Raw genomic sequence first — 14,950 nt, forward strand, 5'->3', positions numbered from 1 at the left:
GGACGGCCGCTACGATGCTGACTTCAAAACTTTCGACCAGGATTTGCCGGGTCGTGGCTTCATGACCAATGCGATGTGGCTTCGCCTTACGGTCAGGCATGATGGTCCTAATAAAGAAATCATCTACTTCAGCAGTCGTTATCCCATCCTGGATACCGTGCAGCTCTTTCAAAAAAATGAAGCAGGCTCCTGGCAAAGTGAAAGACGGGGCGATCTGAATCCCGAGCGTACGGGTCGGGCTCCTTATCGCACGCCGATTCTGAAAATGCACGTGACCCCTGGAATCAACACCTACTACATCAAACTGCAGACCCAGGGTTCCATCGTCCTGGCCATTTACCTCGCTAAACCTGATGCGATGCGGCGCTTTCAGATGCTGGATAGCGCGGCGATCGCTCTCTTTTTCGGTATGCTGCTCACGCTGCTCTTCTACAACGGCTTTCTCACGTTCTCATTCCGCAGTGTCACCTACTTCTATTACTTTCTCTTCATTCTGAATATGATCTTCACCCAGGCTGCTCTGCAGGGGCTGTGGCCAGTGATCCTGCCGGGGGCATTAGGAACCTGGGCCAGCAACACGGGCTTTCTCATCTTCGCGGCGGTTGCCTATGCGACAGCGTTTATGGTGACGACGAGCTTTCTGAATATGCGTGAGCATATGCCGGTCTTCCATAAGATCTTCTCGGGCGTGGCCATTTTCTGCGCGATCATGGTCCCTCTGGCCTTCGTGCTTCCCTACAATATCCATGTGAAGATACTTTCGATGATCCTTTTCATCGGCAGCTTCATCATGCTGGGCTGCAGCGTCCTCGCCGTCACCCGAGGCTACCGTCCGGCCTTTGCCTGGTGCTTCGCCTGGCTTTTCATGCTGGTCAATAACATCATGCTGGGACTGACCTATGAAGGCATCATCCATATGCCTTTCATCGTGCAGTTCAGCAATCTTCCCGGCGTCGCGTGCGAAGGCATCCTGATGTCGCTGGCGCTGGCCGATCGGGTCAACTTTTTCCGGGCCAAGGCGGACCGCACGATTCATGAGCTGAACGATCAGCTGCAGCAGCACCTCGTTCAAGTCGAGGCTCTGGTGGCGGAACGCACGGAAACCATCCGAACGATCCTCGATCATGTGGCCAGCGGTTTTCTGATGATTGATAGAAATGCTTCGATCGCGCCCGGTTTCACCCGATCCTGTCTGAGCCTTTTGGCTTCTGACCTTCAGGAAGGCCAGAACCTTTTGGAAGTGCTCGCCCTGAAACCTGATCTGACTCAGAAATTCAGCATGGCCCTGAATCAGGTCTTTGATGATCAGATGCCTTTGGAGGCTTCGCTTGGTCAGCTGCCATCCTATGTGCTGGCGCATGGCAAGTACTTGCATATGGAAGCGGCGGGAGTTCGGGACAAGGATGGACGTCTCCAGCATATTCTTCTGACCTGGACGGATGCCACCGAACTCCGTAGGCGTCGCCTGGAAGCCCAGCGCAATCGCAGTCTTTTGAAGACTCTGCGCGACATCGAGGGTTTCCGGCAGTTCGTGGCCTATTCCTTTGATGCCGTCCAAAAGCTGAAGCAGCTCGAAGGCAATGCGACGGATCAAGGCTCGCGCGAAGTGCAGTTCATCCTGCACACTTTGAAAGGCAACTGCATGGTCTTCCAGCTGCCCGAGATCGCCCGCTTTCTGCATCAGCTGGAAGAGAAAGCCCAGATCAGACGCTCAGATCTTGACAAGCTGGAAGAGCAGTTCAAGAAGTACCTGACCCGACATGCCAGTCTTCTGCGCACGCAATGGGGTCCGATCAGCTATGAAAAGCGGGTCACCGATGCTCAGCTTAATGCTTTGAGGGAGCTGTCGCGCACGCGTTTCGCACCGCCCTTGCGGGTGGACATCGATCATTGGATCCAGGATGTATCGGCCAAACCTGTGCGTTCGCTGCTGCATTCCATGATGAATGATGCGCGAGTGGTGGCCCGGAAGCTTCATAAGAATGTGGAAATGCGCGTCCTTGATCGTGATGCGCGCGTTCACTCCGAGGCCGAAGAGGCTTTGATTGATCAGCTGATTCATGTGGTGCGGAATGCGATCGTGCATGGGATCGAAGACGACAGGGAGGCTGTGAATAAAGCCCAGCAGGGATTCATCTGTCTGGATTTCCGCGAGCTGCCCGATGGCCTTGCCATTTCATGCTCGGATGATGGCCGCGGTTTTGATCGCCAGGTCTGGGAAGAGGAATGGAAGGCCCGTGGTCTTCCCCTGGATGAAGACATCACCCGGATGTCTTTGGCTCAACTCGTTTCCACGATCAGCCGGGGTGGATTCTCCACGCAGTCGAAGGTCTCGCTGTTTGCCGGACGTGGCATTGGCATGGAGGCGTTGTTCGCAGCGGTCGAGCGCTGCCAGGGTACGCTGGACATTATCAGTGAGCCTGGCAAGGGCGCCCGCTTTGAGATCTTTATTCCAAGATCGCAGTCCTTGCGATCGGTTTCCTGAACTTAGAAGTTGAAGAACGATGTGCGCGTATACACACCGGGATAGCCCTGGCGTGCGCAGCCTCTACCCCAGCTGACGACGCCGACGAGAGTCAGCTTTGTGCCGTCGTAGCTATAGAGCGGTCCACCGGAATCACCCTGGCAGGAGTCGGTGCCCGAGCTATAGGCGCAAAGGTTGCCGTCATAGATGGACGAACCATAAGCGCTGGCGCATTCGGCGTTCGAGATGGCTTTGACCGCGGTGTATTTCAACACAGAGGTGACGTTGCCGCCTTCATAGGTCGATCCCCAGCCGGCCACATAAAGAGTGGATCCGGGTGCGGGAAGGGCCGAGGCTCTGTTCACAGAGGCTGGCTCGAACGAGCTGCTGCCGCTCAGTGTGATGGTTGCGGAATCGTATTGAGTGCCCGACGAGCTGTAGCGGGGGTTGATGCTGTAGCTGGCGATCGAGAAGCGCTCGGTGCCTGCCGTGGAGCGCAGATCGCGAGCGCCGATGACGACTTTCAGATAGGATCGGATTTCGCTGCTGCTGAAGTCGGCGAGACAGTGCGCTGCAGTCAAAACCTTATTCGGCGCAATCAATGTACCGCCGCAGAAATGCGAGCCGCTGTACTGGAGGGAAACGATCGAGCTAAAATACTGGCTATAGAGCGAGGTACTCACCTGGCTGCCGCCAACGATGTCGAGTTGACTGGTTTCCTTGGGTGCCTTTTCAGTACCGCACCCCATCATGACTGTCCAGCCAGTCAATGTAACAAGTAAAAGGTTTCTTAGGCTTACGATCATTTCCTGACTCCTGCGTGGTCCTTGTTAGTACTTTCTCATACTTATTTTGAACAAACGACAATTTGTATTTAGGAAAATTGACTGGTAGCGATATCGGGAGCTTATGGGGAAAATTCCCTGCTTCGGCGCTGCTGAAAGCCCACTGCAAAGCAGGATTCCGTACCAAAGTGGTTGCGTTTCACGCAGCAAAGGCCGGTTTTTCATGCTTTTTGGCTGGTACACCGTTTGCTTGATAGTGGTTAAACCGTCAGAGGAAAGGGGAGTCCCGATGAGCAAGAACGTACCGCCAGTATCCAAGTATATGACGCCGATGCCCTACACAATTGAAGCCGGCGACAGCCTCAGCAAGGCGTCCGGGCTGATGAAGGAATACAAGATCCGTCACCTTCCCGTCCGTTCGCACAACAAAACCGTAGGCCTTCTCTCGTTCCAGGATGTGAACCTTCTTTCCTCTTTCAGCTCCGTCGACCTCGATGCAACAACAGTCGACTCCGCCATGGCCCGCAGCCCCTACTGCGTAACGCCCGACACCCCGCTGGATCTCGTGGCTTCGCACATGGCCGAGCAAAGAATCGGGTCGGCTTTGATTATTCAGGAGAATGGAACCTTGGTTGGGATCTTCACCGATACTGATGCCCTGAGGGCTTTGGCGGAAGTGTTTCAGACGCGACTGAAGAAGTAGACTATGTGGGCCGGAACCCCGGCCCCACCATTCAGGACACCTTCTTCAAAATATCCTGGACGCCAGGCCCGAGCACTTGCTTCAGCTCCTTCTGAGTCGCCTGCTCAAAGTAATCCTGCACTGCCTGCTGCACATACTTCCGTGCCAGCTGATCCAGCTGCTCGGTGACTTCGCGGGGCAAGGTGATGCGGAATGGGGTGGCAGGTTCTTTTTCCACTTCGGCTTTGCGGAGGGGGACGACTTTGGTTTTCGCGCGGTTCATGCCTTCGTTCATCAAGGCCGCGATGACGTCAAACGCCATGGCCCACTGATGGTTGATCTCGCGGGTCCAGGCATCTCCGAACATATCTTTCAAGGTTTTCAGAAGGGTCAGCCCCACCCATTCAAAATGCTCTTCGGTGGCTCCATAAGTATGATGACGCTCGCCCATCCTTCCAAGATATTCACCCAGGAACTCTGGATTCTCCAGGTTATGAACGACCTGCACCAGGGACGCGACGAGCAGACGCTTTTGTTTATCCAACTGGGAGGCATCAAAGAGGGGCTGCGCCGCCGGATAATCCTGAAAAAGATTCGCATAGAATCGATTGGCGAACTCCTCGGCGCGAGGCGTCACCAGTTCGAAAGTTTCCTGAATGAGTTTGATATTGAGGTCCACGCAAAACTCCTGGTTAGGGCGACAAATCCCTTTCGGAAAATCCAGGATGTCAGCTGGTTAATTCACTTATACCTTTTGGTAAGAATGATCTAAATCACCTCAAATAAAGCCACAACGCAGAGGCAAGACGAGCCGCCTGCCGAGCAGCAGTTGCTCACAACTGTTACCTCAATCATTCCCATATTTAAATTGCACAAAATCTTTGACATCCGCGCCATCCCACGGTTAAATTCCGCCAGGAATCGCTCTGCAACACACGAAGAGAGGAACCAAGAATGACACTGGTATCAAGAACAGTCGCTTTCTTTAGTTTGTTTTTCGCCCTGACGCTGCCCTTGCAGGCCAAAGACGTGAGGGTCGGTGGCGATCGACCTGCAGTCTTGAAACTCCCTCATTTCTATAACGCGAAGAAAAGTTATTCCCTGATCGTTCTTTTGCATGGTCGCGGCAATAACGCGACCCTGACGGATCTTTACCTGGGCCTCAGCCGCAGCCAGCCCTTCCATGATTACCTCCTGCTTTTGCCTGAAGGAACGGTACGTGATGATGGTCAGCAGGTTTGGAATGCCACGGAAAGCTGCTGCGCGACGAACAATAAGGATGTGGATGATTCCCAATATCTTCAGGATCTCGTGGCTGAAGTCAAAAGCAAATACAACGTCGATCCCAAACGCGTCTACCTTTACGGCCATTCCAACGGTGGATTCATGTCCTATCGTTTGGCCTGTGATACCAACGGTGTTTTCGCAGGTGTGGTGTCCGTTGCGGGCTCCGAGTTTGCCAACGCCGCCGACTGCAAGACCACAACACCGATCAAGATACTCCAGATTCATGGCACGGACGATTCCATCGTGCCTTTCGATGCCGAGGCTTCCGGCAAAACCTATCCAGGCGCTTTCAAAGTTGTGGAACGCTGGGCGGAGCGCAATCATTGCCAGAGTTATTCGGAACATCCGCGCAGCCTGAACCTTGTTCTGATTAAATTGGAACCGGGCCTGGATGAAAATGGCAAACCCACGATCATTGGTGACTTCACGGACTATATCTCGCTCGGCTTCCGGCCCGAGACGGATCAGTACATCTATGACGACTGTGCGAACGGAAGCAAGGTCGGCCTTTGGAAGATCAATGGCTCGAATCACGGCCCGGTGTTTCTGGGCGAAAATTTTGTGGGGAAAACACTGAAGTTCATGGGTGACAAATAAAAGATGACGAGGGGCCTTAAGGCCCCTTTTGCTTGCCCCCCAGGATCCTCTGGCGGCCCTGGCTGGTGATCAATGGCTCCTGCCGTCCACTTCCTTCGTCTGCAGCTTATTCACCTCGATATTATCCAGGCAACGCACATTGATCGCATACATCAAAGACCCATCCGGGCCCGCGCCATTGGCAAAGGACGTGACCCCGCAGGTCTTGCAGAAAAGGTGGTGAATTTGCTTTTGATTGAACTGGTAGTCCGAGAGGTTATCTTTCCCCGAGAGCAGCGTGAACTGCTTGTCACCGACAAATCCGAGTATGGTCCCCTTCTTCGTACAGATGGAGCAGTTGCAGGTGATCAGTCCCGCAAGATCCATCTCCACATCATAGCGAACCTTTCCGCAGTGACAGCCACCGGAATACTTTTGCATGAAGCCTCCTTGAGAGTCTAAATCTCCTCAACCAAAGCTACATCATGATCCAAGATGACCGCATGCTTCAAGTCCAAACGAATCCCGATTCGGGAACCCACCTCATGCCTTTCATGATGGCTGCTCGTAAAACACTGCAGCTCGGAACCGCTCGGCAGCTCCAGATAATAGATAAGGTACATACCCCGAAAAGCCACCCGCTTGACGAGCGCCCGCATGGTTGCGGCATCATCATGCACGATATCATCCGGCCGCAGCAGGACAGTCACCTTCCGCCCCACCAGTTGCTTGATGTCCTCGGTGCAAACCAGCTCCCCAAGTTCCGATTCCAGACAGCCTTCAGCCGTGATCTCGGCCGGAATAAAAGCCCCGGTTCCCAAAAACTCCGCCACAGCCCGATTCTGCGGCCTATGATAAAGGTCATAAGCCGACCCCCACTGCACGATACGCCCGCCGGCCATCACACCGATCTCATCGGCCATATCAAAGGCTTCATCCTGATTATGCGTGACGATCAAAGCCGTAACACCAAAGAATTCCAAAAGCACCTTCAGCTCATGCTTCATCCGCTCGCGCAGCGTCTGATCGAGATTCGAAAAAGGCTCATCAAGCAAAAGCAGCTCCGGCTCTGGAGCCAAAGCCCGAGCCAGGGCCACCCGCTGCTGCTGCCCACCGGAAAGCTCGCTCGGATACCGATCCTCAAAGGCCTCCAGCGCCACCGAATGCAGAAGATGCCGAATCTTTACCTGCTTCTCATGCGGCGGCAGATGCCGGATCCCAAATGCAATATTCTGGCTCACAGTCATATGGGGAAAAAGCGCGTAATCCTGAAACAGAACGCCAATCCGCCTTTTTTCAGGCGGCACGAATTGATCCCGACTGCTGACCAGCCTCTGATTCAAAACAATGCTGCCGTCCTTGATCTCTTCAAAGCCCGCAATGCAGCGCAGAAGAGTGGTCTTCCCACAGCCGCTCGCCCCCAAAAGACAGGCGATTTTGCCTTCCTCCAGGGTAAGGCTGACCCCATGCAGGATCTTCTGCGCCCCATAGCTGTGCTGAACGTCGCTGATATCAAGAACCACCCGCGTCATGGGTCAGCTCCTTTTCTGTTGAAAAAGAAAGAGCGGCAGCGTGCCGATCACCACCAGGAGAAGGGCAGGCAGCGCCGCTCGCGCCCATTCCCCCTCACTCGTCAATCCATAGATGCGAACGGAAAGACTGTCCCAACCAAAGGGCCTTGTCATCAATGTCAGAGGCATTTCCTTGATCACATCGACAAAGACGAGCAGAAAGCCGGAGGCAAAACTTTTCTTTAAAAGCGGCCAATGAATCAGAGCAAACTGCTTCCAACCATAAACCCCATAAAGCCGCCCGGCTTCATCCAAGCGCAAGGAAATCCGGGCCAGCCCCGCATCGACGGATGAGGAAGCCACTGCCAAAAATCGAATCCCGAGGGCCAGCACCATCGTGATAATGGTCCCCGATAAGATCAAAGGCCCGGCATAACCAAAATATTTTTCAAGGGTATCCACCAGAGCATGATCCACCTTCACAATCACAAGGTAAATCCCAATGGCCATCACCGAACCTGGAATCCCATAGCCCAGCTGCGCCAGCTGCTGACTCCGCTTCAAACTCGGAATCGGCAGATAACGCTTCGCAAGGCAGACGATCGCTGCAAAGATGCAGGCCAGCGTAGCCGCACAGGCCCCCAGCACAATCGAACGCCAAAGCAGCTGAAAAATTTCCACCGTAAAAATTTCGGCCGCGGTCTCGATCACCCAAAGGATCAGCTGGATGACCGGGATCACAAAGGCGAGGGCAAAGATGCTCCAAGCATAGGCGCTCGCCAGCCAGGCCTTGCTCCCGCGCAGTCGGTAAGGCTCCTGATTTCGATTCGGATTGTTGGACGTATACTGGTGCCGCCGACGCGTGCCCTGCTCCGCGTAATAAATAAGAAAGGCCAGAGTCACAAGGAAGGTGGAAAGCTGGGCCGCCGTTTCCGGGGAGAAAAAGCCGAACCACACTTTATAAATAGCGGTGGTGAACGTATTCACCCCAACGATGGACACCGTTCCAAAATCATTCAAAACTTCCAAAGCAACCAGGCAAAGGGCGCCTGCAATCCACGGCCTCGCGAACGGCACCGCCAGCCGATAAAAACTGCTCAAAGGGGAAGCTCCCAGCGAACGCGAAGCTTCCAGCGTGCTGCGTCCCTGGGTGGCGAAGGCATCAAAGCTGAAGACATAAACATAAGGAAAGAGCGAGAGCGCCAGGATTACAATTCCACCCGGCAGCGACCGCACCTCGGGCACGAGGCCATCCCCACCAAAAACCTGGCGGATGAAGGTCCGCACGGGACCTGTGTAATCCATCATACCGACAAACACAAAGGCGCTCACATAAGCCGGAATCGCAAAGGGCAGAATCAGGCCCCGGCGCAGGATACCCACACCGGGGAAGCGATACTGTGAACAGATCCAGGCAAGACTGACCCCGATCACAAGCGTCAGCGAGCACACCCCCACGACCAGCGCCAGTGTCTGCCAGAGGAGCGAGGGCAAGAGATATTCGGCCAGATGCTGCCAATGCTGGGTGGCGATCGGCAAAAACCACGAAGAAAAGACCACCAGAAGGGGCGCCAATACCAAAGCGGCGATACCATAAGACAGGTATCGCCAGCTCGCTGTTGCAATTTTATGACGGATATTTTCGGTCAATTGTAACCAACTCGGTCCATGAGTTTGATCGCCTTTTCCTGCAGCTCACCGGCCTTCGCCATATTGATGAGCGTGGCATCGAACTTACCCCAGGACTGCACGAAACGGGAAGCGCTAACGGCAGGATTCACCGGATATTCATGGTTCACTTCGGCAAACTGGCCCTGAGCTTCAGGACTCGACAGCCATTCCAGGAATTTCACGGCTTCCGCTTTATGAGGAGCCGTCTTCAGCACCCCCGCGCCCGAGACATTCACATGCACGCCGCCAACGTCCTTGCCGGGCCAGAAAAGTTTCGCCGCGAGCTTGGGATTTTTTTCCAAGAGACGACCGTAGTAATAGGTGTTCACAATACCGACATCGCACTGTCCAGCCGCCACAGCTTCAATCAAAGCCGTATCATCCTGGAAGACGGGCGCCGCAAGATTCTGCACCCAGCCCTTCACCACTTTTTCCACCCGCTCTTCGCCTTTTTCCGCGATCATCATGGCCACGAGCGATTGGTTATAGACTTTTTTCGAGGAACGGAGGCACAGGCGCTTTTTGAACGAAGGCTCGGCAAGATTCTCGTAGCTCTTGATCTCCTCCGGCTTCACCTTGGTTGGATTGTAAACAATAGTCCGCGCCCTTTGCGAAAGTCCGAACCATTGATTGCCCGGATCACGCAGATTCGCGGGGATATTTTTCTCCAGCGTTTCACTCTTCACCGCTTCAAAAAGCCCCGCCTGCGCCGCACTCCAAAGATTGCCCGCATCCACAGTCAGAAGGATATCCGCCGGACTTTTTTTCCCTTCCGCCTGAATGCGCTGGATCAGAGTCGCCGTGTTATCTGTAAGAAAGGTGACCTTCACTCCGGTCTTTTTCGTATAGGCTTCAAAAACCGGCTTGATCAAATGGTCCTTGCGTTCCGAGTAAACCGTCACCGTTGCTTCAGGCGCAGCTTGAAGCAGCGGGCTCAGAAACAAGGAAAAAACAGCTGGCCAAAGCTTCCACGTCATTTTGAAATCTCCCTGGTTCATTTCAATATTGGGAATCATTATTTACGTCTTCCGTTTCCTCATTGACAAGCGGACTCTTCTTTTCTATCAGAGTTGAGAATGAATTTCAAGATCACATCCCCCTCACGCTGGAGTTGTATATGATGACGTTGAAACTCTCCGCCCTCGCCGCTGTCCTCCTCGGTGGTCTGAACAGCAACGCTTTCGCCGCTGATATCAGTTATAAGGTCAATCGTTTGTCCCAGGGTCACGATCGCTTGTTCGACCTGGCTTTTGCAGCCGATGGCTCCTACTACGCAGTGGGTTCCTTCGCGGACTCCGTCGATTCAAGCAGCGACGCGAAGTTCCTGGTCGCCAAATATAAGGCCTCCGGCGAACTCGACACCTCCTTCGGTAAATCCGGTTATGTCATCACCAACATAGCCGTCGGTGCCGGCGCAGAAGTCGCACGCAGCGTCCTCGTTCAGGCCGATGGCAAAATCCTGGTCGCCGGTCCCGTGGAAGCCGCCGGCGCGGATGCCCGTGATCGCGATATTGCCATCCTGCGTCTGAATGCAGATGGCAGCCGCGACAGCAGCTTCGGCGCCGCGGGCCTCGTTCTTCTTGACCTGAGCCAAGGCGAAGTCTCCGGCAATTCCTTTGTCGCCGACAGCTTTGGTGGAATCGCCTTGGATAGCGCCCATCGTCTGCTCGTGCACGGCGCAAAAAAACGTGATGGCGCTCTCGATACCGACTTTGCCCTGGCTCGTTTGAATGCCGACGGCACGTTGGATACGAGTTTTGCACAGAACGGCGTCTTCAGCCTCGATCTTTCCAGCAACAGCGCCTCGCCCAAACCACCGTTGGTGCTGCCGAATGGTTCCATACTGGGCGCCGGCTATCAAAACAATGGCGGCATCGTGGTCCCCGTGATCTATCGGCTGAATGCGGAAGGTCAACTCGATACATCCTATGGCAATAACGGTGTGTTCAGCCAGGCGGTTCTGAGCGCCGTCACCGAAGTCTATGCGGTTTCCCTGCAGGGGACATCGGTCGTGACCGTCGGTTATGGCCGCAACAATTCGCAGGAGTCGCTCGATTTTCTTTCGCTGCGAATCCTCGACAAGGGAACGCTCGATAAAGGCTATGGCACAGGCGGAGGCTACACACGCGTCGATGCTGATGGCTACAACGATAATGGCCGCAATATGACCGTTCTTCCCGATGGTCGCCTCCTTCTGATCGGTGGGGGACGTTATGCATCCAACAGCTCCGAAGGCATGATGGTGGTCCTGTCAGCCGACGGTCAACCGGATGAAAATTTCGGCGAAAATGGTGCGCAGCTCCTGGATTTCGGGGGTGCTGCAGATTTTCTCTGGGGTGTGAAAGTCTCCCCACAAGGTGATAAGGTCGTGGCGGTCGGCATCAAAGGTGATGCCCATGGAGATGATGCAGTGGTTGTGACCCTGCCGCTTTAATGACGAAAACCTATCCAACGTCGGAGTTGACATGCGCTTCAAGATTTTCCTCGGTTTGGCTTTGGCTTCCGGAATTCAGCTGGGCTGCGACAGCAACTCAAGCTCAAGTAACAATCCAACAGTGGAAGCACCTGATGCGTCCGCAGGCGGAACCCCGGTTCCTGGACCTGCGGCTCCAACTCCCGACGGCGGAGAAACCCCGACCCCCGGCAATCCCACGACCAATGTCGGAGGGCTTGTCGGTGGTCTGCGACTGAATCAGAATGATCTCTTTCGCCAGCTCGGTGATGGCATCGCTCGTCAAAACGCAGCGTTTGCCGCATCGACTGGGAAACTCGGCCAGGCGATCGAATCGTACTGCCAAAATCCAGCTGCGAATGACAAGGCTCCTGTTCAGGCCGCATGGAAGGAAACCATGCTGGTCTGGGAGGAGCTCGAACTCTTCCAGGTCGGTCCCATTGCGAAGAATGAAAAGGAATTGAAAACCGCCATCTATGGTTGGCCGCAGCAGACCAATACCTGCCGCATTGATGAAGAGGCCATCAAGGCCAGCAAAAATGCTGACTACGCGCTGCCGATCAACACCAACCGCAAAGGTCTGCAGGGCATCGAGTACCTTCTCTTCACACCGACTCTCGTATCGGCGTGTTCCGCAGCCAGCGCCACGACCAAGGAATGGAACGCTCTAACTCCCGATGCCAGGGCCCAGGCCCGCTGCGCTTACCTGAAACCCTTGGCTGCCGAACTGCAGGCCAATGCCACGACATTGACCCAGGTCTGGGGTCCAGAAGGCAATAACTATCTGACCAGCGTCATCGGCAATGCGGCGGCGGAAAAAGCCGCGCTTCAGAGTCTTTACGAAAATCTCTTCTATCTCGATATCGAAGTGAAGAACTATAAGCTCGCCACGCCGGCCGGTCATGATCCGATGTTCTGCCCCAGCAGTCCGGCTCCTTGCGTGGGCAAGGATGAATTCCCGATGAGCGGGATTTCGCGCGAGGCGATTCAATCCAACATCAAGGCCTTCACGAATTTGATCTACGGCTTTGAAGACGCGAATCAGAAAAGGCCCGGTGGCTTCGCAGCTTTGGTGCGGGACATCGGCGGCACGGAAGTGGCCACCCGCTCCGAAGCACTGACCCGGGATCTGAGCGCGGTTTTTGCCGCTCAGGATGCGAGTCTGTCGGAATTGATCGCAGCCCAGAAAGCCGAGAACTGCGAGCAGTCGCAAATCAGCATCTTGTGTCAGCTGCGGAAAAGTATTAAGGAAGTTTCGAATGAATTAAAGTACGAGTACAGCAAGCTACTGTCGCTGACCGTACCGGCAAGTCCCCAAGGGGACAATGATTGAGAGGACTCATGCGCGACCCGATGCCCTTGGTTCTAGTGTTTGTCTTAGCACCGTCTTTGTTTGCTCAGGAGAAAAGCCAGGAGAATATCACGGTCCATGGCACCAGTGTTTTTCTTGAACCAGGTTCCACCACCGTCATCGGCGTCGAGCAGCTGGAGACCTATAAATATACGGATTTGAACCGGGTGCTGAAAACAGTGCCCGGGGTCCAGATCCAGGAAGAGGACGGCTTCGGGCTCAGGCCCAATATCGGGATGCGCGGTGTGGCTCCGCATCGCAGCCGCAAGGTCCTGATCATGGAAGACGGCATTCCGTCGGGTCCTGCACCTTACGCGGCCCCGGCGGCCTATTATGTTCCCACCATGACCACCATCGAAAATGTTGAAGTCACCAAGGGCTCGTCGGCTGTTCGCTATGGACCGCAAACGGTCGGTGGCGCGATCAATCTGATCACCAAACGGATTCCCGAAGAGCCATTCGCCGCCCAGGTGGAAGTGGCCCAGGGCAGTTTCGAGTTTAAAAAAGCGCTGGCGCAGGTCGGCGGTAAAAATGGAGCCTGGGGCTGGTCCATCCTCGGCGCGCAGATGGAAAGCGCCGGTTTCAAGACGCTGACCAATGGCCATGACACGGGCTTTCACAAACGCGATCTGCTCGGCAAATTAAGCTATGAGCTCACCGATTCGCAGCAGCTCCTTCTGAAAGCCGGCTGGTCGGATGAACTTTCCGATGAAAGTTATCTGGGTTTGACCAAGGCCGACTTCGAAGCGGATCCCTATCAGCGTTATGCGGCCTCGGAACGTGATCAGATGAAAAATGGCCATCGCACTCTGGCTTTCAGCCATGAATTCCGCACGTCCGAGATTCTGAGCGTCGTCACGCTTTATAATCACGGTTTCGATCGGCTGTGGAAACGTTTCGATGGCGTGAGCGATCGTTCCGTCGACATTCGTTCTGTTTTGGCCAATCCCGTCGGACAGAACGCGCATATTTATGACGTCATCACGGGGCGGGACGATAGTCTCGGGACTTCGGATCTTGTTCTGCAGGCGAATAATCATCGCAGCTACTACAGCCGCGGCTTGAACTGGGATGGCCAGTATCTTTGGAAACTGAGCGCGGACACCTCGAATCAATTGGAATGGGGTCTTCGCTTCCATCAGGACAGCATTCGCCATGATCATACCAGCGATACCTTCGCCATGATCAACGGCCACCTCGAACCCAGTGGCGAAGCCCAGGGCGTCGGCGCGCAGGATCGCATCAAAGCCGAGGCCTGGTCGGCCTTCGTCTGGGATACCTATACGCTCGGCGACTGGCGTTTGAGCGGTGGTTTGCGGCAGGAGTGGGTCACGATCGAAGAGGATGATTTTTCCGCGGCGAATGAAGACGCGAAAAATAAAAGAGCCGCGACCATGCCTGGCCTTGGCGTCTTCAAACAGATCAATCCGAATCTCGGTTGGCTCCTGGGCGTTTATCGCGGCATGGGCCTCGCCGCTGCGGATGACAAGGGCAGCGGCAAGGCCGAGGAAAGCATCAATTACGAATCCGGTTTCCGTTTCATGCAGGGTTCGACTCTGGTGGATCTGATCGGCTATTGGAATGATTACCGCAATATCAAAGGCACCTGCAGTGTGTCGGAAGGCTGCGGTGCGGCGACGCGCGACATCAGTTATGACGGTGGCAAGGCTCGTATTTATGGCTTCGAACTGACAGCATCTCATGGATTCCGTGCAGGCTCGCTGCAGTTTCCCACGTCTTTCCAGTACACCCTGACGCGAGCCAGCTTCGACGGCAACTTTGTTTCGGGGCTGACGGATTGGGGCCTCGGTGAAATTCAAAAAGGGGATCCCATTCCTTACGTGCCGCGGCATCAGCTGGGAATACAGGCGGGGATGCGCTGGGAACCATGGCTGGTGAATTTCCAGTGGAAACGTCAAAGCTCGTCCTATGATCAGGCCCTGGCTGCCGGTCGCGAAACGCTGCCGGCCTCAAGCCTGCTCGACGCTTCCGTGAGCGTAACTCTGGCGGAAGCCTATGAGCTTTATGCAACGGCTGATAACATCACCAATGAAAAAGTGATCACTTCGTTCCGTCCCTTTGGAGCCCGGCCCGGCAAACCCCAGGCTTTCGTCTTCGGAGCCAAGGCCAAATTTTGATAGGATTCCTGCAGGGCTGTGTTATTTTGTCTC

General features: G+C 54.8%; 12 protein-coding genes. 6 read left to right on the forward strand and 6 right to left on the reverse strand.

What is annotated here, in order from left to right; translation table 11 throughout:
* A partial coding sequence (locus VFO10_RS13840) for a 7TM diverse intracellular signaling domain-containing protein (protein WP_325141080.1) occupies positions 1-2,485 on the forward strand: 2,485 nt, incomplete at its 5' end.
* A 2-nt stretch (positions 2,486-2,487) separates the two neighbouring features.
* On the opposite strand, the gene VFO10_RS13845 is transcribed toward VFO10_RS13840, so the two are convergent.
* Positions 2,488-3,270 carry a serine protease gene (locus tag VFO10_RS13845; RefSeq protein ID WP_325141082.1) on the reverse strand — a complete coding sequence of 261 codons (783 nt, stop codon included), beginning with the start codon at positions 3,268-3,270 and terminating at the stop codon, positions 2,488-2,490.
* Positions 3,271-3,538: 268 nt separating this feature from the next.
* On the opposite strand from VFO10_RS13845, the gene VFO10_RS13850 reads away from it, so the two are divergent.
* Positions 3,539-3,952: a CBS domain-containing protein gene (locus tag VFO10_RS13850; protein ID WP_325141084.1), complete on the forward strand. Its 414-nt coding sequence runs from the start codon at positions 3,539-3,541 to the stop codon at positions 3,950-3,952.
* 31 nt (positions 3,953-3,983) lie between these two features.
* On the opposite strand, the gene VFO10_RS13855 is transcribed toward VFO10_RS13850, so the two are convergent.
* Positions 3,984-4,610, reverse strand: coding sequence for a globin domain-containing protein (locus VFO10_RS13855; protein ID WP_325141086.1), 627 nt, complete (start codon positions 4,608-4,610; stop codon positions 3,984-3,986).
* Positions 4,611-4,885: 275 nt separating this feature from the next.
* On the opposite strand from VFO10_RS13855, the gene VFO10_RS13860 reads away from it, so the two are divergent.
* Positions 4,886-5,815 (forward strand): alpha/beta hydrolase family esterase, encoded by a 930-nt coding sequence (locus VFO10_RS13860; protein ID WP_325141088.1) that lies wholly within the window; start codon positions 4,886-4,888, stop codon positions 5,813-5,815.
* Between the two features lie 69 nt (positions 5,816-5,884).
* Here VFO10_RS13860 and VFO10_RS13865 read toward each other — a convergent pair whose 3' ends face one another.
* From VFO10_RS13865 to VFO10_RS13880, 4 genes are read right to left on the reverse strand one after another with little or no spacing between them, the layout of a single operon-like run.
* Positions 5,885-6,235 carry a GFA family protein gene (locus tag VFO10_RS13865; RefSeq protein WP_325141090.1) on the reverse strand — a complete coding sequence of 117 codons (351 nt, stop codon included), beginning with the start codon at positions 6,233-6,235 and terminating at the stop codon, positions 5,885-5,887.
* Positions 6,236-6,252: 17 nt separating this feature from the next.
* Entirely contained in the window at positions 6,253-7,326 is a 1,074-nt protein-coding gene (locus VFO10_RS13870) for an ABC transporter ATP-binding protein (RefSeq protein WP_325141092.1), read from the reverse strand.
* Between the two features lie 3 nt (positions 7,327-7,329).
* Positions 7,330-8,955 (reverse strand): iron ABC transporter permease, encoded by a 1,626-nt coding sequence (locus tag VFO10_RS13875; protein WP_325141094.1) that lies wholly within the window; start codon positions 8,953-8,955, stop codon positions 7,330-7,332.
* Positions 8,952-9,953: an extracellular solute-binding protein gene (locus VFO10_RS13880; RefSeq protein ID WP_325141096.1), complete on the reverse strand. Its 1,002-nt coding sequence runs from the start codon at positions 9,951-9,953 to the stop codon at positions 8,952-8,954. The genes VFO10_RS13875 and VFO10_RS13880 overlap by 4 nt, the downstream gene beginning before the upstream one ends.
* Before the next feature lie 140 nt (positions 9,954-10,093).
* Here VFO10_RS13880 and VFO10_RS13885 point away from each other — a divergent pair, with 140 nt between their 5' ends.
* From VFO10_RS13885 to VFO10_RS13895, 3 genes are read left to right on the forward strand one after another with little or no spacing between them, the layout of a single operon-like run.
* Positions 10,094-11,410: a delta-60 repeat domain-containing protein gene (locus VFO10_RS13885; RefSeq protein WP_325141098.1), complete on the forward strand. Its 1,317-nt coding sequence runs from the start codon at positions 10,094-10,096 to the stop codon at positions 11,408-11,410.
* Between the two features lie 31 nt (positions 11,411-11,441).
* The gene (locus VFO10_RS13890) at positions 11,442-12,761 is read left to right on the forward strand and encodes an imelysin family protein (RefSeq protein ID WP_325141100.1); all 1,320 of its coding nucleotides are present in this window, start codon (positions 11,442-11,444) and stop codon (positions 12,759-12,761) included.
* A gap of 8 nt (positions 12,762-12,769) precedes the next feature.
* Positions 12,770-14,917 (forward strand): TonB-dependent receptor family protein, encoded by a 2,148-nt coding sequence (locus VFO10_RS13895; protein WP_325141102.1) that lies wholly within the window; start codon positions 12,770-12,772, stop codon positions 14,915-14,917.
* The last annotated feature ends 33 nt before the right edge of the window (positions 14,918-14,950 follow it).

Origin of the sequence: Oligoflexus sp. (genome assembly GCF_035712445.1) — a bacterium.
Classification (GTDB): Bacteria; Bdellovibrionota_B; Oligoflexia; order Oligoflexales; family Oligoflexaceae; genus Oligoflexus.